Below are 16,636 nucleotides of genomic sequence, written 5' to 3'. Positions count from 1 at the left end.
AAGGTTGCTCATCATTCAGGTCTCCTTGCGAGCCCTGAATCACGGCAGATGACCAAAATCAATGGGTCTGGAGCCTAGATATATGTAGACCTCTGGAAAATGCAGAATCCGAACGCGCGTTCCAGGGCAGTAGATTTCATAGTGCATTTGCACCATAGACCGGACGCGGTCGGGTGATGTTTCCTTCACGGTCAGTGAACAGTGAGGAAACGGAAATGCCATTTATCAGCAGAAGACTTTTCTTGAAATCGACAGCGATGGCGGTCACGGCAGCAACCATTGCCGCGCCTGCGCTCGCGGCAGACCCGATCATTCTCGGCGTGCCGACAGCGCAGTCCGGGCCGGTTGGTGTTGCCGATCAGAAGGACTGGATGAACGGCGTCACCATGGCGGTGGAAGAGATCAATGCCGCTGGCGGCGTTGCGGGCCGCATGCTCGAGATCAACAATGTCGATATCGACATCCTGACGCCCGAGGGCACGCTGGCCGCATTTCAGAACCTCAACGAGGCCGGGGCGCACGCGATCCTGTCGCCCTTCGTGCTAATCCCGCAGCCGGCGATGGAGGCCGCAGCGGCGACCGGCATTCCCTATCTTCACGGCAACACCCAACAGGCCTCGCTGGACCTGTTCAAGTCCGACCCGCAGAAATACCGCAACATCTTTCAGATCGATGTGGCCGAAACCTTCTATGGTTCGGGTTTCGTCAAGTTCCTTTCGGATCTGAAAGCCAGCGGCGCATGGACGCCGAAGAACAACAAGATCCACATCGTGCAGGAGCAGATCGGCTATACCCAGGCGATCTCGAAGGCGACGCAAGATGCGATTGCGGCCTCGGGCGGCGAATGGGAGCTTGGCGCAGTCACCGACATCCAGTTCCCGGTGCAGGACTGGGCGCCGGTCATGCGGGCGCTGAAGGAAACAGATGCGGGCGCGATCATGATCGACCACTGGGTCGCGGCGGAACTGGCCTCGTTCGCGCAGACCTTTGCGGTGGACCCGGTCGAAGGCTCGCTGGTCTACCTGCAATACGGACCGTCACAGCCGGAATTCCTGGACCTCGCGGGCGAGGCGGCGAACGGTTTTGTCTGGGGGTCGGTCATCGGCGCCTATAACGACGAGATGGGCGCAGCGTTCCGCGCGGCCTATCAGGCGAAGTTCCCCGGTACGATGGGGCTGGTCTATAGCGGTGCCGGTTACGACACGGTGCACCTGATGGCCAAGGTCTGGGCCGAGACTGATCCGGGCAATTTCGACGCGGTGGGCAACGCCATCCGGTCAATCCAGCATCGCGGGGTCAGCGGGCTGTACCGGTTCGACAACGATACCCAGTCGGGTACCAGCTATCCCAACCAGACCGACGATCCCGAAGGCGGACAGGCGCATCTCTTCTTCCAGGTGCAGGACGGTGAGCACAAGATCATCGCTCCGTCGCCCTTCGAAGAGTCCGGGTTCCAGCCCGCCTGGTGGATGTAAGCAAAGGCATTTGCAGTGACCATCGCGGACACCAAAGGCATCTTCGGCTGCCGGGGGATAGGAATATCCTTCGGCGGTCGTCCGATCCTGAACGACGTCGCCCTGCATGTCGAAAACCACGAGGTGATGGGACTTGTCGGGCCGAACGGCGCGGGCAAGACATCGCTCTTCGAGGTTCTGTGCGGGCGGTACACCCCCACCGCGGGGCAGATCTGGCTGGACGGGACCGATATCTCCGACCACGCGGTGCATGACCGGGCACGGCTGGGCCTGGCGCGCACGTACCAGAGCCCGGTGGTGCCTTCGGCCATGACCGCGGGCGAGGTGTTTCGCGCGGCGCGATTTTCGCACAAACCCTATCTGACACGGTTCGATGCGGAATGGGGCTGCCACCTGGCGCATTTTCACCGCAGCTGGGAGACGCCCTGTGGTGCGCTCGATACTTTCGACCGTCGCAAACTTCTGCTGGCATGCCTCCTGATGCGCAAGCCCAAGGTGCTGCTCTTGGACGAACCGGCCTCAGGCCTGATCAATTCCGAGATCGACGAACTCGACCTGATCATCCGCCGCCTCGTCGACGAATACGCCTTGGGTGCTGTTCTGATCGAACACCGGCTGGAACTGTTGTCGGCAATTGCCGACCGGACCGTCGTGCTGGACCTGGGCGAGGTGATCGCCACCGGCACCCCGCGCGAGGTGTTCGACGATCCGCGCGTGCATGCCGCCTATTTCGAGGAGCCGGAACATGCCTGATGTGCTGACGATTTCCGGGTTGACGGCGGGTTACGGCCCGCTTCGGGTGCTGCACGAGATCGATTTTCGCGTCGGCGAAGGCGAACGGGTCGGGCTGGTCGGTCTGAACGGTCACGGCAAGACCACGCTCTTTCGCGCCGTGTCGCATCTTGTCGGGTGGCAGAGCGGTTCGATCAAGCTGAACGGGGTCGAGATCGGCGGCACGCGGTCCACCGGACCGGGGCGCAAGACGCCCGCAATCGTGCGCCTCGGTCTGGCCATGACTCCGCAGGGCGATGCCATCTTTCCCGGCCTCACGGTACGCCAGCACCTCGATTGCGGTGCCTATACGCGGCTTGCCTGGCGCGAGCGCCGTCAGCGGCGCGACATGGTAATGGACATCTTTCCGCCGCTCAGACGGCTGGAAGACGCGCTGGTGGGAAAACTGTCGGGCGGCGAGCGGCGCATGGTCTCGGTCGGCCGGGCGCTGATGGTCGAGGCGTCTCTCTACCTGATCGACGAACCATCGCTGGGCCTTGCGCCCAAGATATCGGCCAGCGTGGTCGAGGCGTTGTTCTCCCTTCCGACCGAAGGGCGCGCGATGGTGATCGCCGAGCAAAACGTGGCGCTGCTGTCGGGCCGGGTCGACCGGATGATCGGCATGCATGCGGGGCGCATTCGCGGCGATGTCGGCCACGTGGGATTGGAGTAGGGACGATGGACATTTTCGGAACGATCATTCACGGGCTGAACCTGGCGGCCATCTACGGGCTGATGGCGATCGGGATCTCGATCCTGTGGTCATCCGTGGGTATGATCAACATGGCCCATGGGGCCACCTTTGCCGTATCGGGCTATGCTGCCTGGCTGGCGTCAGCCGCCGCCAAGCCGGTCATCGCCGCCGCTTTCGGCAAGACGCTGGCGGCCACGCTGGCAACGGCGGGCGTGACGGTTGGGGCGGGGATATTGGCCGGCGCGATTTTTGGCGCCATCATCTACCTGCTGGCTTTCCTGCCGATCCATGACAAGCCGAATTTCGCAGTGCGGTCGCTGATCATGACCCTGGCGATCAACCTGGCGACGGTGCAGTTGCTGTTGTGGTATTTCGGCCCGCGCCAGCGCGGCCTGCCCAAGCTCTTTGGTTTTGGCAAGTTCGAGGTCCTGGGCATACCGGTGCGCTACGACCAGGCTGGCGCGATCCTGTCAACCGCAGTGATCCTGACCCTGGTGTTGCTGTGGTTGAGGATGTCGCGCAAGGGGCTGGAAATCCGGGCCATGATGCAGAATCCCGAAGGCGCGGTGCTGTCGGGGATCTCGGTGCGCTGGACGGCGCTTCCGGTCACGATGCTGACCGGAGCCCTGGCGGGGCTGGCGGCGATTCTTCTCTCCCAGACGATATTCGTCAGCCCCACCTCTGGCGCCTTGCCGCTGATCAAGGGATTGACCATCGCTTTGCTGGGCGGCCTGGGTTCGGTTCCCGGTGCGGTGGCCGGGGCCGTGATTATCGGGTTCCTCGAGGCCACGGTCGGGGCCATCCCCTTCCTGGGCCAGCGATACGTGCTGTTTGCCAGTTTCATTTTCATCATCACGGTCCTGATCATCCGCCCTCGCGGTTTGGGCGGGCTGTTGGACGAGACGCGGGAATAGCACATGTCCGAGACCAAGACCTTTTATCAGATCGGAACGCGCCCGCAGGAGTTGCTGTTCTATCCGGCAAGTGATGCACCGATGCGCCGCTATCGGTTGCCCTTCACCCGCCGGCACCTTTTGAAATGGCGCAGCCGCGCCAATCCCAAGTCCCTGCGGCAAGAGCGGCGGTTGGCCGACAAGCGGCCCTTGTGGTGGACGCTGGGTCTGGGTGGTTTGCTGGTGGCCGCGCCCTTTCTGTCGAATTCGATGCTGACCATCGCGGCGATCTTCTGCATGTTTGCGGCCATCAACGTGCTGTGGACGCTGGTGATCGGGACTGCGGGCATCTTTTCGTTGGCCACGCTGGCGATCGTCGGCATCGGTGGCTATGCGGCCGCCGCTTTGAACGTCTGGCTTGGCTTGCCATGGCCGCTGATGTTCGTGGCCGGCGGGATGGCCGGGCTGATGATCGGGGGGGTGCTCGCCCTGCCGTCGACCCGGCTGGACGGGCTCTACTATGCCCTGCTGACCATGGGATTTGCCGAGATCTGCCGCCTGTTCGTGGTGCAGTTGAAGGTGCTGGGTCCGACCAACGGTTCGATCAATAACGTAGGCAGTTTCATCCCCGAAGCGTGGTTCCTGCAACGGCCCGGTTTGCTGATGGGGTTTGCCGGAGCGTTCGTCCTGCTGCTGCTGGCGCTGCTTACGTTCCGGATCGTCAATTCCGAACGTCTCGGCATGCTGCTGCAAACCTCACGCGAAGAGGTGGGCGGCGAGGCCTTTGCCGAGGCGATCGGCATCGACTACCGCCGGGCACGGATGCACGTGTTCCTGATCTCCTCGACCGGGCTTGGGGTGATCGGGGCGTTCTATGCCATGTTCTACCAGTCGATTTCGCCTTCGATCTTTTCGTTGGACCAGTTGCTTCTCCTGTTCGCGATGATCGTGATCGGTGGATTGGGCCGGTCCGAGGGCGCGGTGATCGGCACCGCCATCGTGGTGCTGATCGACAAGGGCATGCTGGATCTGGGCCCGCTCCGCGTGTTGCTGATCGCGACCATCATGCTGGGGGTCACTTTGTGGACCCATAACGGCATCGTCGGCATCCGCGACCAGTTCCGGGGCTATCGCAATCGCAAGAAATCAGAGGCGCGCGCGCGCCGCACGGAAAAGGGAGGTGAGGTCATGCCGGAAGAGGCGATTGAGTTTACTGACAAGCAGGAGATCTATTATCGCCGCTTTCACAAGCGTCTTCGCGATCACCTGAAATCATTGATCACCGAGGATCTGATCGAGGAGCACCGGCGCGATCCGCTGGGCAAGCATTCCGACAACCTGAACCGGGTTCTGAACTATTTCCGGCGCGGCGAGATGGCGGACAAATATGCCATCATGCGCCTGCCCGAGGGGTTCCACAAATACAAGATCGTCGCCTTTTCGGGCGTACGTGGGGCGCCGCCGCGGCTGGTGGACGACAAGCTCTACGAAAACCTCAACGATGCCTATCACGCGGTGTTCCTGCTGCGCGTGAACGACCTGTTGGAAAGCTGACATGACCAATACCCGCATTTTCGGCTATGCCGACCCGCTGAACCCCAAGGCCGGGGAAAATGTCGACTTCATGATTTCGGTCGAAGGCCGCCACGAGGTCGAGGCAAAGCTGGTGCGCCTGGTTCACGGTGACCAGAACCCCGAAGGTCCCGGTTTCATCGAAGAGGAAGTCGAGGTCGATCTGCCCCACTGGCTTGATGTGAAACGGCAATACACCCAGATCGGGGCCTTTGCGCAATGCGACGATCCCGATGGGCGTCTGGAAGGCCTCGAGAGCTTCACCCTTTTTGCCCATGTCTATCCCACGCTGGCCAAGACCGAACGGCAGATGATCATGGGCCGTTGGGCGATCGAGGGGAACCGGGGCTATGGCCTGGGCATCGACCCCGAAGGGCATGTTTCGCTGTGGCTGGGCGACGGCAAGCAGGTCGACCAGATCACGACCGAGATCTCGCTCGTGCCCTACGCCTGGTATTTCATCGCGGCCAGCTTTGACTCCACGACGGGGCAGGCGGCGCTGCATGTGATCAACTGCGTGAACGCGTGGAACTCGCGCATTTCGACCGTGGTGCCATTCGAGGATGATGCCTGGGTCGAGGAAGTGTTGCGGATCAAGCCGGCCGACACCGGCGCGGATGCGCCGTTCAAACTGGCTGCCGCGACGGCGTGGAACTCTCAGCGCGGCTCTTATGCGTCTTTTCTGTTCAACGGCAAACTGGACCGCTCCGGCGTTTACGGTCGGGTTCTGACGCGAGACGAGGTCGCGGCGCTGGCCTCCGGCGGCAAGCCTGGTGAAGACAAGCTGATCGCCTATTGGGACCCGACCGAGGGGATCACGCCCAAGGGTGTTGGCGATGTAATTGCCGACACCGGGCCGCATGGGCTGCATTTGCAGGGTGTGAACCGCCCGGTGCGCCTGATGACTGGGGTGAATTGGCGCGGGGCCGACAGTTTTCACATGGCGCCGGAAACCTACGGGGGCGTGCATTTTCACGACGACGCCCTGACCGACAGCAAATGGGAGAAAACACATTCCCTGACCCTGCCCGCCGATCTGCGCAGCGGGGTCTATGCCCTGCGCCTGCGCGCCGGCGAGGCCGAGGACCACATTCCCTTTATCGTGCGACCCCGGACCCCGCGCGCCCGGATCGCGTTCCTGCTGCCGACCTTCACCTATCTGGCCTATGCCAACGAACATCTCAGCTATGAGGCACCGATCGCCCAGGCGATTACCGGCCATACGCCGATCGTCACAGCCGAGGACCTGGAGTTCAAGAAACTCGAGGAATTCGGCCTGTCGACCTATGACCATCACACCGATGGTGCGGGCTGCTGCTATTCGTCCTGGCGTCGGCCTATCATTTCCATGCGGCCAAAATACCGTCTTCCGGCCATGGGATTCCCCTGGGCGCTGCCGGCCGACCTGTCGCTGCTGTGGTGGCTTGAGCATGCGGGCTATGACTATGACGTATTGACCGATCACGACCTGCATGCCGAAGGTGTCGCCGCCCTGCGCCCTTATAAAGTGGTCCTGAACGGTACCCATCCCGAATACTACTCGGAACAGATGATGGACGGGACCGAAGAGTACCTGCGCGAAGGGGGGCGGGTAATGTATCTGGGCGGCAATGGATATTACTGGGTCACGGGCACCCGCGAGGACGAGCCGCATTGTATCGAGGTGCGCAAGCTGGATGCTGGCAGCCGCGCTTGGCAAGCGGAACCGGGAGAAGGGCACCTGGCCTGTACCGGAGAGCGTTCGGGTCTGTGGCGGTCGCGCGGACGAGCGCCGCAAAAGATCGTGGGCCTGGGCTTTACCTCCGAAGGGATGGATTCCAGCGAGTCGTTCGAGCGGATGCCGGATTCGTTTCACAAGCGGGTTTCGTGGATCATGGAAGGCATCGGTGACCAAGATTCGATCGGCGATTTCGGCTTGGCCCTGGGTGGCGCGGCCGGGGTCGAACTTGACCGGTACGACCTTGTGCTGGGCACGCCTCCGCACACGATGTTGCTGGCTTCGAGCTGGGGTCACTCCGACAACTATCCGCTGGTCAGCGAAGAGGTTACCTATGCCTTTCCCGGCCGCGGCGGCACCCAGGACGCGCAGGTGCGTGGCGACATGATCTATTTCACCACGCCGAACAATGGCGCGGTCTTTGCCGCGGGTTCCATCGCGTGGAGCCAGGCTTTGCCGTGCCACGGGGGTGAAAACAACGTTGGCACCATCATGCGCAACGTGCTGAACGCCTTCATAAAGGATGGCAAATTACCCGGTACACAGTATACTGGCGACGAAAAACTTTGGCGATAGAGCCCGCTGTCCAAAGGGGGGCAGCCGCATGAAGAACAGCCTGCACGCGTTTTCCAGTTTCGTGTCCGAGATCCACGACCGGGTTCGGACGGACGATGCCGAGGGCCTTGCTCGTTGGGCCGTGGGTGAGTTGTCGGAAACCCTTGGGTTCGATGCTGCCTGGTACGGCTGGGCCGACATAAATCCGGAAGGGGTGGTGGTGCACGCCAACGCCACCGTCAACCTGCCGGATGATTTCTACGACACCTGGCTGACGATTGCCGACGACGATCTTCTGGCGGAAAAGTTCCTGAAAGATCCGAGCGGCATCGCGACCTACAGCCGGTCCGGCCCGCATCAGACCGAAGGAATGGTGCATCTGGCCGACACCTACGGGCTGACGAAACTCGCCACCGCGATGCACATGCGTCCGGGGCGCATCGCCTCGTTCTATCTATCCAGTTACCGCACGGGTCGTCACGTGCGGGACTGGTCCGAGACCGAACAGCAGTTTCTGCAATGCGCCGTGGATCAACTGTCGGAAGCGATGAAGCTTTCGACGGCTGAGCCCGGGCGTGGAGAAAGCGCTGGCTCCGTGACCATCTTTGTCAACGAAAACGGCATTGGCATTCTTGGGCTTGGCAATTTGCGGGACCAATTGGGCGCGCTCTGGCCGGAATGGAAAGATGATCTGCTGCCCGAACATCTGCGCCGTCTGGTCAAGACACCGGGCGAATACATCATGACCGAGCGGGATATGGTCGTGACTTGCGAGGAAGCCCCCGGACTCGGTGGAATGGGATTGCGAAAGCTCACGCTCAGACGGCTGAGTCCGCTGGACCTTCTGACACACCGCGAGCGCGAGGTCGCGCGGGTTCTGGCGGCAGGCAAAAGCCACAAGGAAGCGGCCCGCATCCTCGGCGTGGCTCCGGCGACGATCCGCAACCAGACACAGGCGATCTATGCCAAGCTGGGGGTCGGGAACCGGGCAAGCCTTTCGTCGTTGCTACACTCTTCGCGCGGTATTTGAGCCACTGAGCGACGTCAGAACCACTATTCCCACTGGCCGGATGCGATCTGCAATTCCAGCCCTTCGTTGATATGGTCGATCATGGCCGCAGCGGCGATCGAGCCGTCCTTGGTCTCGATGGCATCGATCAGTGCCATGTGCCCGCCAAGTGATTTGGCCAGATCGACGGACCGGATTGTCGAGAACACGGTAAAGGAAGACCCCCGGTTCCAGATGTTTTCCGAGAACTCCAGCAGGAAGCGGTTTTCCGATGCTTCCACGATGGCGCGGTGAATCTGGTAGTTGGCCATGAAATAGGCTTCGACCGAGTCGTTTCGGAGGTCTTCTGCCTTGGAAATCGTTTCACGCAGCGAATCGTAGATGGCCTTGCTTCCGTTGCTGGCAAGCAACCGAGCGGCGTAGGCTTCGATCGCGCAGCGTGAGCCATAGAGTTCCCGGATCTCGGCCAGATCAAGCTGACGGATACGGAAACCGCCGTGACCGGCAACCTCGAGAATGCCTTCCTGCTCCATCCGGAACAGAGCCTCGCGGACCGGCGTGCGGCTGATTTCGAACTGTTCGGCAAGCTTTTCCTGGACGATCCGGTCCTGAGCGGAGATATCGCCCGCCCGAATCGCGGCCATGATCTGCTCATAGACCTGATCCGCCAGTCGAAGCCGGGGTTGCGACAAAGATTTGAAAGCCATGCAATGCGCCCTTTTGTTCCGGGATACAGGATACAACTGTCCGGCGGAAGTGTGAACGCGACGAATTCCCCCTTGCGCATTCTTGAGTACTGTATACAGTATACGAATAAAGAAATCGTGCGCCATGGGCGAATACTGGAGGTAAACGAATATGTGCGGAATCGCTGGGCGAATACTGAACGCGCCGGGCAAGGTGGGGCGCGATCTCGTGGAGCTCATGCATGCGCAAGAGCATCGCGGGGCGGATTCCACCGGATTTGCGATCTACGGTGTCCCGAGGGACAGCGGCTATGTCGTGCGCGCGATGGGATTTGACCGCGCCACCCTGGGCAAGGACCTTGAGGATTTTCACGCGATCCTTCGGGATCACGGCGGCGACTTCGTCGATGACCCGACCTGGGATGACAGCCGCGACAAGCACTATTCGGTGCGCATGACCATCACGGATCCTGCGGATCGGGCCCGCTGGACACAAGCCGCCGACGAGATCTGCGACCGGCTGGAGATGCAATCCGTGGGCCGGTCGCTGGAAATCATCAAGGACACCGGCGGCGCCTATGCCGTGGCCGACAAGCACGGTGTGCGCGACATGATCGGTACACATGGGCTGGGCCATGCCCGCCTGGCGACCGAAAGCGACGTTCGTCCAAATGCCAGCCACCCGTTCTGGGCACGTCCGTTTGCCGATGTGGCCATCGTGCACAATGGTCAGATCACCGACTATTACTCCTGGCGCGACAGGTTGCAGCGAAAGGGCTATCGCTTCCTGACCTACAACGACAGCGAGCTGATTGCCGTCTGGGTGTCGGACCGGATGAAACAGGGGCTGGACCTGGAAGCCGCGCTGACCCGTTCGATCAAGGAGATCGACGGCGTGTTCACCTACATGATCGGAATGCCGGGACGGATCGGTTGGGCCAAGGACCGTTTCGCGATGAAGCCGCTGGTTGTGGTCAATCAGAATGGCGACATCGCCGCCGCGACCGAAGAACAGGCCGTGCGTCGCGTGTTCGACCAAGATGACATCGGTATTATCAATTACGACGGTCCCAGCCTGCACGGCATCTGGGGTGTCGGGAACCGGGAGGCGGCGGCATGAGCGACGTCATCATCGAAGTCGGCGATCGTCCGGTTCGCGAAGTCCACGAAGAGATTCAGGCCGCGGCCAAGGCGGGCAAGTCGATCGTCGTGCGCCACACCATGTCGCGTCACAATCTGGGTGTCGGCCTGCCCGCGGGCTGCAAGATCCGGTTCGAGGGGTCGGTGGGTTACTATTGCGGTGGCCTGAACAACGGCGCCACCATCGAGATCAAGCGCAATGCCGGCTGGGGCTGCGGAGAGGCGATGGACTCGGGCCATATCACCGTCGGCGGATATGCCGGCATGTCGGTCGGTGCCGCGATGCTGGGCGGCACCATCCACGTCAAGGGCGACTGCGGCCCTCGCGCCGGTGTCGCCATGAAGGGCGGCAACATCATTGTCGAAGGCAAGATCGGCTATCAGTCGGGCTTTATGGCGCATGGTGGCAAGATCATCGCACTGGGCGGCGCAGGGCCGTCCTGTGCCGATGCCCTGTGGCAAGGCGAGGTTTGGGTTACGGGCGATATCGAGGATCTCGGGGTTGACGCTGTCGTGACCGAACCCACGGCCGAACAGGTGGCCGAGGTCGATGCGATCCTCGATCCCTTGGGTCTGAAAGACACTTCTCGCAACTGGCGCCGGATCGTTGCCGGACAGCGCCTTTGGTACTTCGAAAGCAGGGACGCAAAAGCATGGCTGATGATATAAAACAACCCTACGAGTTCCCGTTCGAGGAAGCATCGGAAGAACTGATCAAGTTCGGTGACGGAGCCATAGACGGGCGGCCCGCCGGTGTTCCGTCATCCTATGACGAAGGCGGTTCGACCCGCTGGACACCCGAAGCGATCTCGGAAATGCACGCGCTGGCGCAGCTGGGGCGGTACCAGGTCCGCGGCTACAACACGTTCAACAAACGGTTGCCTACCTGGGACGACCTGACCTTTGTCCCGGCCACCATGACGCGTCTGCCGCTGGAAGGGTATCGCGAGAAATGCGAGACCCGGACCGTGCTGGGCCGAGGCCGGGGGCTGGTGGAGAACCCCATCGAGCTGGATATCCCGATCTACATCGCGTCGATGTCCTTTGGCGCTCTGTCGGCCAGCGCAAAGGAGGCGCTGGGTCATGGTGCGTCCAAGGCGGGTACGATGACCTGCACCGGCGAAGGTGGCATGCTGGAGGAAGAGCGTGCGGCATCGAAGACGCTGGTCTACCAGATGTCTCCGGCGCGCTACGGGCTGGACCTGGATCACCTGCGCCGGGCAAACGGACTGGAACTGGTGGTTGGGCAGGGCGCAAAACCCGGCACTGGCGGCCTGCTTCTGGGGATGAAGGTTTCTCCACGCGTGTCGAAGATGCGCACCCTGCCCGAAGGTGTCGACCAGCGGTCGACCATCCGCCACCCTGACTGGCTGGGTGCGGATGACCTTGCGGTCAAGATCGAGGAGCTTCGGATCGCCACCGACTACAAGGTGCCGATCTTCGTCAAGATGGGTGCGACCCGCCCGCGCTATGACGTGGCGGTGGCCGCCAAGGCAGGAGCGGACGTAGTGGTGGTCGATGGTGCCGAAGGGGGCACCGGCGCTTCACCCGAATTGCTGCTGAACCACACCGGCATTCCCGCGATGTCCGCCATTCCGGCTGCGCGCGAGGCGCTGGACGAATGCGGCATGTCCGGCAAGGTCTCGCTCGTGGCCGCCGGCGGTATCCGCACCGGAACCGACGTGGCCAAGGCGCTGGCGCTTGGGGCTGACGCGGTGATGATCGGCAATGGCGCAATGATGGGCCTGGGCTGCAACTCGCCCCGGTATCTCGAGGACTATCTGGCGCTTGGTACCTCACCGGGAGCCTGCCACCATTGCCACACCGGGCGTTGCCCGGTCGGAATCGCCACACAGGACCCGAAACTGGAAGCGCGCATGAACGTGGCCGCCGGGGCCGAGCGGATCGCACGTCTGCTGACCGCGATGACCATGGAAGTAACGGCTCTGGCGAAAGCCTGCGGCAAGTCGTCTGTGCACAATCTCGAAACCGAGGATCTGCGCGCGCTGAGTTTCGAGGCATCGGCCTTTACCGGCGTCAAGATGGCTGGCATCGACCGCCCATTCGACTGGGCGGGCGGACGCAAGGGCTGAGTTCGTTCTCGACTTGCCCTTGGTTGCGAAGGACCGTGCCACCTCCCCGGCGCGGTCCTTTTTCGTAGGAGAATGATAATGGCGCAACGCCGCATTCTGGTGTTTCAACATCATCCCGCCGAGCATCTTGGCCGTTTCCTGCCGCTGTTCGATGCGCATGGGTTGGTTCCGGTCACCGTCCAACTGGATCAGGGCGACGCTGTGCCCGACCTGAGCGGATTTGACGGGTTGTGGGTTCTGGGTGGCCCGCAACAGGTATGGCAAGAGCAGCAGTATCCCTGGCTGGTGACAGAGAAAGCGGTAATCCGCAGTGCAGTTCGGGATCTCGGATTGCCGTTCTTCGGTCTGTGTCTTGGCCATCAATTGCTTGCCGACGCGTTGGGCGGCGAGGTTGGGCCAAGTAAATCGCCCGAAGTCGGAATCCTGCCCGTCGACCTGACGGAAGACGGTGCCGCGCACGCGTTGTTCTCCGGCCTCGGTCCGTTCATGACCTGCGTGCAAGGGCACGGGGCCGAGGTTTCGCGACTTCCGCCAGGGGCGATTTCACTGGCGCGCTCACCCGCATGCGGGGTTCAGGCCATGCAAGCGGGTCGCCGGGCGTTCAGCCTGCAATTCCACATGGAGCTGACACCGGAGATGATCGACGCCTGCCTGAAGCTGCCCGAATACAAGGCGGATTTCGACGCGATGCTGGGCGAGGGCGGGGTGCGCGACTTTATCGTAACGAACCGGCACCGCGCGCCGCAGTTCGAAGCGGATGCTGAACGTATCCTCGGGAACTGGGTCGGGATCGTCTTCGGCTGATCGCGCCGGGCGGTGCGACCAGCCGAGGTGCTTTATCTCCCCGAAGGGCTTTCGTTCGGAGAAAGCTTCTTGCGCGGTCCCAGCTTGAACCGGTCCGGAGTTCCGAAATCGCGGAGCCCAACTCCGGCGGCAAACTCGCCGAACACAGGCCCATGCTTCAACAGGTGTCCCGAACATCCGCCGGCCAGCAGCACGTTTTTATGCTCGGGGTGGAAGTCCAGGATGAAATGGGTGTCGGGCGTGATGATGATCTGGTTGAACTTGCTGTCCACAATGCGCTGACCTTTCAATCCGGGCAGGCGGTGGTCAATGTATTGCCGGGTGCGCGAGATCATCTTTTGCCGGATCAGACGTTCGTCGTTGTCCAGGTCGATCTGGTCGGGGATCACGACCGCGGCCTTGACGCCCGAGCCTTCGACGGATGGCAGGCCGAAGCTGCCTTTTCCGTGGTCGATCCAGCAAGGCATCCGGCTTTGGTCGAAGAGTTCCGAACCGTCCGGCGTCGAGTGATAGAGAACGTTCACCCCGGCCACGACCGAGATCGGCTTGACCGTGCGGGGGAACATGTCGGCCATCCAGGGACCGGTGGCCACAACGACCAGTTCCGCATCCAGCGGCTTGCCATCCAGGCAGGGGCGTTCGGCCGCGTCCGTGGTGACATGCCCGCGCCGGATCGTGCCACCCAGCCGCTTGAGCAGGGCCACGGCCGTGATCAGGGCGCGATGCGCCATGATCATGCCGGCCTCGGGTTCATGAATCGCGTATTTAATTCCCTTCGGATCGAACTGCGGAAAGAAGGTTCTGACATCATCGGGGCGATAGGTGTGATAGGGCACGCCAAGTGCGTCGAAGGTGGCGCAGGTGTTGTCTTCCCAGGCGCAATGCCCCTCGGTCGCAAGAATGAGCGCCCCGCATTCGTAATAGAGCTTCTGCCCGGTCTCTTGCTCGAGTTCGAGCCAGCGCAACCGCGCCTCGCGCGCCCAGCGGGTATAGAAATGATCCTTGCCGTGAATGGCACGAATCACACGGTTGTAGTCAGAGGACGTGGCGCGGGCGTGGCCGGGTTCCCACCGGTCGATCAACTCGACCTGAACGCCACGGCGGGCCAGGGAAACGGCGGTCATGAGGCCGGCAATTCCCCCGCCGACAACGATTGCTTGGGGTTTTTTCATCTCGTCCAACTTTCTTCTTGCACGGTGCTGCATTCTGTATACAGTATACACAACGAGAGCGCAAAAGACTTTTGTCGCGAACCGGGAGGAAAAAATAGTGAGCGAACAGGATTACAGTTTGCCGCCTGGCACTCATACGGTGGCATTTGGCATGGGCGATCTAAATGGCATCATGCGCGGAAAGCGCATTCCCGCCAGCCATTGGGAAACGACGTGCAAGAGCGGCAATGCGCTTTCGATTGCTCTTCTGGCGCTGGATATGACGTCGGATGTCTGGGACACACCTTATGTCAACTTCGACAATGGCTATCCCGACATGCACATGTTCCCGCTGACCAAGCCGGTGGCAACACCGTGGGAACCCGGTGTGGCCTTCTGCATGGCACGGGCCGAAGGAATGGACCACAAGCCGGTTCCGATCGACCCGCGCGGCGCATTGGTGGCCCAGGTCGAACGGGCCGCAAGAATGGGGTTCGAGGTCAAGACCGGAACCGAGCTCGAATTCTACCTTCTCGATCCCGAAACGCTGAGACCAAAGGATACGGGAATCCAGGTCTATAGTCTGGCCCGCGCGGCGCGGCTGGAACACGTTCTCGGGCCGATCCGTCAGCAGATCAACGAGATGGGCATCGCCATCGAGCAGTCCAACCCCGAATACGGACCAGGACAGGTCGAGGTGAACATCCGCTATGACGAGGCGCTGAAATCGGCCGACCAGGTGATCATGTTCCGCTCGCTTGTGCGGCAGCTAGCACAGTCCGAAGGCTATATGGCAACCTTCATGGCCAAGCCTTTCATCGATCAATCGGGCAGCGGGTTCCACACTCATTATTCGCTGTGGAAAGACGGCAAGAACGCGTTTTCAAACGATGGCAAGCTGAACGATACCGGTTTGTCGTTCCTGGCCGGTCTGCAAAAGCACATGGCCGAGATCGCGCTGGCCGGGTCCAGTACGCCCAACGCCTATCGCCGCCGTCAGCCCTATACCTTCTGCCCGACCAACAACAGCTGGGGCTATGATAACCGCACCGTCGGGTTGCGGGTGATCGAAGGCGATGACAGCGCGGTCCGGATCGAAAAGCGGGATGCTTCGGCCGACTGCAACCCGTATTACCTGTTGGCCTGTGACATCGCGGCCGGCCTTGACGGGATCGAACAGGGCCTGCGTCCGACCGAGCCCTGCATGGGCAATGCCTATGAGTTCGAGGGCGCCGATCCGCTGCCGCTGACCCTCCCCGACGCGATTGCCGCGGCCAAGGACAGTGAGTTGATGACACGCGTGATGGGTGAAGACCGCAAGCTGATCCTGATCCAGCAGGCGGAGCGCGAGGTCGAGTTCTTTGCCCAACAGGTCACGCAGGTCGAGATCGACCGTTACATGAGGAATTTCTGATGCGGATTGCTCGTGTCATCGGAACGGCGACGGCCACGGCCAAGGCGGCCGGTCTGTCGGGTCACAAGTTGCTGATCGTCGACGTCCAGGATGCCAGGGGCAAGGTGATCGAACCTTCGCTGGTTGCCGTGGACACGGTCGGCGCCGGGCGCGGCGATCTGTGCCTGATGGTGCAGGGTTCCTCGGCACGAATTCCCGCGGGCGCGGCCGGTCTTCCGGTCGATGCAACGCTGATTGCAGTGATCGACACCGTGTCGGTCTGAACCAAACAGAAAAGACAGCTACATCAAAGGAGAAATGAGCATGGCTCAGAAAACGGCTGCAGGGCAGACCGCCCTGGGAATGATTGAAACCCGTGGCCTGGTCGCGTCGATCGAAGCGGCGGATGCGATGGTCAAGGCGGCCAGTGTCACCATGGTGTGTCAGACCAAATCCGGCGGCGGCCTGATTTCGACGCTGATCCGGGGTGAAGTGGGAGCGGTCAAGGCCGCAACCGATGCCGGTGCCACCGCCGCCAACAAGGTCGGCGAAGTGGTTGCCGTTCACGTCATCGCGCGCCCGCACGAGGAACTCGAAAGCTTCCTTTCGGCGCTTGGCGGCGGCAGCGCCGACTGAACCCGAAACAAGAGCTGAAGCGGCAAGGCGGCGGACAGCCAGTCCGC

16 protein-coding genes are annotated in these 16,636 nt (G+C 61.8%); 14 read left to right on the top strand and 2 right to left on the bottom strand.

Going from position 1 to position 16,636, the window contains the following annotated elements; all coding sequences use genetic code 11:
- The first annotated feature begins 242 nt into the window (after window positions 1-242).
- From AC2FLM_RS22825 to AC2FLM_RS22795, 7 genes are read left to right on the top strand one after another with little or no spacing between them, the layout of a single operon-like run.
- Window positions 243-1,475, top strand: coding sequence for an ABC transporter substrate-binding protein (locus tag AC2FLM_RS22825; protein WP_496860072.1), 1,233 nt, complete (start codon window positions 243-245; stop codon window positions 1,473-1,475).
- Window positions 1,476-1,490: 15 nt separating this feature from the next.
- Window positions 1,491-2,228, top strand: a complete 738-nt coding sequence (locus AC2FLM_RS22820; protein WP_234143747.1) for an ATP-binding cassette domain-containing protein — start codon at window positions 1,491-1,493, stop codon at window positions 2,226-2,228.
- On the top strand, window positions 2,221-2,919 hold the full coding sequence (locus AC2FLM_RS22815; RefSeq protein WP_234143748.1) for an ABC transporter ATP-binding protein: 699 nt from the start codon (window positions 2,221-2,223) through the stop codon (window positions 2,917-2,919). Before AC2FLM_RS22820 ends, AC2FLM_RS22815 begins: the two co-directional genes overlap by 8 nt.
- A 5-nt stretch (window positions 2,920-2,924) precedes the next feature.
- Window positions 2,925-3,854 (top strand): branched-chain amino acid ABC transporter permease, encoded by a 930-nt coding sequence (locus AC2FLM_RS22810; RefSeq protein ID WP_234143749.1) that lies wholly within the window; start codon window positions 2,925-2,927, stop codon window positions 3,852-3,854.
- Between the two features lie 3 nt (window positions 3,855-3,857).
- Entirely contained in the window at window positions 3,858-5,387 is a 1,530-nt protein-coding gene (locus AC2FLM_RS22805) for a branched-chain amino acid ABC transporter permease (RefSeq protein WP_234143750.1), read from the top strand.
- A gap of 1 nt (window position 5,388) precedes the next feature.
- The gene (locus tag AC2FLM_RS22800; RefSeq protein ID WP_496860071.1) at window positions 5,389-7,698 is read left to right on the top strand and encodes a N,N-dimethylformamidase beta subunit family domain-containing protein; all 2,310 of its coding nucleotides are present in this window, start codon (window positions 5,389-5,391) and stop codon (window positions 7,696-7,698) included.
- A gap of 28 nt (window positions 7,699-7,726) precedes the next feature.
- Window positions 7,727-8,707, top strand: coding sequence for a response regulator transcription factor (locus AC2FLM_RS22795; protein WP_234143752.1), 981 nt, complete (start codon window positions 7,727-7,729; stop codon window positions 8,705-8,707).
- 23 nt (window positions 8,708-8,730) lie between these two features.
- On the opposite strand, the gene AC2FLM_RS22790 is transcribed toward AC2FLM_RS22795, so the two are convergent.
- Window positions 8,731-9,393: a GntR family transcriptional regulator gene (locus AC2FLM_RS22790; RefSeq protein WP_496860070.1), complete on the bottom strand. Its 663-nt coding sequence runs from the start codon at window positions 9,391-9,393 to the stop codon at window positions 8,731-8,733.
- A gap of 151 nt (window positions 9,394-9,544) precedes the next feature.
- Between AC2FLM_RS22790 and AC2FLM_RS22785 the strand changes: the two genes are divergently transcribed.
- From AC2FLM_RS22785 to AC2FLM_RS22770, 4 genes are all read left to right on the top strand, one after another.
- The gene (locus AC2FLM_RS22785) at window positions 9,545-10,492 is read left to right on the top strand and encodes a class II glutamine amidotransferase domain-containing protein (RefSeq protein WP_496860069.1); all 948 of its coding nucleotides are present in this window, start codon (window positions 9,545-9,547) and stop codon (window positions 10,490-10,492) included.
- Entirely contained in the window at window positions 10,489-11,181 is a 693-nt protein-coding gene (locus AC2FLM_RS22780) for a GltB/FmdC/FwdC-like GXGXG domain-containing protein (protein ID WP_234143755.1), read from the top strand. Before AC2FLM_RS22785 ends, AC2FLM_RS22780 begins: the two co-directional genes overlap by 4 nt.
- A complete protein-coding gene (locus AC2FLM_RS22775; protein WP_496860068.1) occupies window positions 11,166-12,605 on the top strand; it encodes an FMN-binding glutamate synthase family protein in 1,440 nt (479 codons plus the stop codon). Before AC2FLM_RS22780 ends, AC2FLM_RS22775 begins: the two co-directional genes overlap by 16 nt.
- Before the next feature lie 78 nt (window positions 12,606-12,683).
- Window positions 12,684-13,409, top strand: a complete 726-nt coding sequence (locus AC2FLM_RS22770; protein ID WP_496860067.1) for a type 1 glutamine amidotransferase — start codon at window positions 12,684-12,686, stop codon at window positions 13,407-13,409.
- Window positions 13,410-13,441: 32 nt separating this feature from the next.
- On the opposite strand, the gene AC2FLM_RS22765 is transcribed toward AC2FLM_RS22770, so the two are convergent.
- Window positions 13,442-14,581 carry an FAD-dependent oxidoreductase gene (locus tag AC2FLM_RS22765; RefSeq protein ID WP_496860066.1) on the bottom strand — a complete coding sequence of 380 codons (1,140 nt, stop codon included), beginning with the start codon at window positions 14,579-14,581 and terminating at the stop codon, window positions 13,442-13,444.
- Between the two features lie 97 nt (window positions 14,582-14,678).
- On the opposite strand from AC2FLM_RS22765, the gene AC2FLM_RS22760 reads away from it, so the two are divergent.
- Genes AC2FLM_RS22760 through AC2FLM_RS22750 form a run of 3 tightly spaced genes read left to right on the top strand, consistent with a single transcriptional unit; the run spans window position 14,679 to window position 16,589 of the window.
- On the top strand, window positions 14,679-15,974 hold the full coding sequence (locus tag AC2FLM_RS22760) for a glutamine synthetase family protein (RefSeq protein WP_496860065.1): 1,296 nt from the start codon (window positions 14,679-14,681) through the stop codon (window positions 15,972-15,974).
- Window positions 15,974-16,237 (top strand): EutN/CcmL family microcompartment protein, encoded by a 264-nt coding sequence (locus AC2FLM_RS22755; protein ID WP_234143760.1) that lies wholly within the window; start codon window positions 15,974-15,976, stop codon window positions 16,235-16,237. Before AC2FLM_RS22760 ends, AC2FLM_RS22755 begins: the two co-directional genes overlap by 1 nt.
- Window positions 16,238-16,271: 34 nt before the next feature.
- Window positions 16,272-16,589 (top strand): BMC domain-containing protein, encoded by a 318-nt coding sequence (locus AC2FLM_RS22750; protein ID WP_496860064.1) that lies wholly within the window; start codon window positions 16,272-16,274, stop codon window positions 16,587-16,589.
- The last annotated feature ends 47 nt before the right edge of the window (window positions 16,590-16,636 follow it).

The organism is Ruegeria sp. SAZD011 (assembly GCF_059612545.1).
Note: the sequence above shows the minus strand (reverse complement) of the source record. Positions and strands in the feature narration are given on the sequence as shown.

Coding starts and splice junctions, on each gene's coding strand:
- AC2FLM_RS22775 (WP_496860068.1), top strand. CDS start 11,166: ATGGCTGATGATATAAAACAACCCTACGAGTTCCCGTTCGAGGAAGCA.
- AC2FLM_RS22785 (WP_496860069.1), top strand. CDS start 9,545: ATGTGCGGAATCGCTGGGCGAATACTGAACGCGCCGGGCAAGGTGGGG.
- AC2FLM_RS22750 (WP_496860064.1), top strand. CDS start 16,272: ATGAGCATGGCTCAGAAAACGGCTGCAGGGCAGACCGCCCTGGGAATG.
- AC2FLM_RS22805 (WP_234143750.1), top strand. CDS start 3,858: ATGTCCGAGACCAAGACCTTTTATCAGATCGGAACGCGCCCGCAGGAG.
- AC2FLM_RS22790 (WP_496860070.1), bottom strand. CDS start 9,393: ATGGCTTTCAAATCTTTGTCGCAACCCCGGCTTCGACTGGCGGATCAG.
- AC2FLM_RS22795 (WP_234143752.1), top strand. CDS start 7,727: ATGAAGAACAGCCTGCACGCGTTTTCCAGTTTCGTGTCCGAGATCCAC.
- AC2FLM_RS22800 (WP_496860071.1), top strand. CDS start 5,389: ATGACCAATACCCGCATTTTCGGCTATGCCGACCCGCTGAACCCCAAG.
- AC2FLM_RS22810 (WP_234143749.1), top strand. CDS start 2,925: ATGGACATTTTCGGAACGATCATTCACGGGCTGAACCTGGCGGCCATC.
- AC2FLM_RS22780 (WP_234143755.1), top strand. CDS start 10,489: ATGAGCGACGTCATCATCGAAGTCGGCGATCGTCCGGTTCGCGAAGTC.
- AC2FLM_RS22765 (WP_496860066.1), bottom strand. CDS start 14,581: ATGAAAAAACCCCAAGCAATCGTTGTCGGCGGGGGAATTGCCGGCCTC.
- AC2FLM_RS22755 (WP_234143760.1), top strand. CDS start 15,974: ATGCGGATTGCTCGTGTCATCGGAACGGCGACGGCCACGGCCAAGGCG.
- AC2FLM_RS22770 (WP_496860067.1), top strand. CDS start 12,684: ATGGCGCAACGCCGCATTCTGGTGTTTCAACATCATCCCGCCGAGCAT.
- AC2FLM_RS22815 (WP_234143748.1), top strand. CDS start 2,221: ATGCCTGATGTGCTGACGATTTCCGGGTTGACGGCGGGTTACGGCCCG.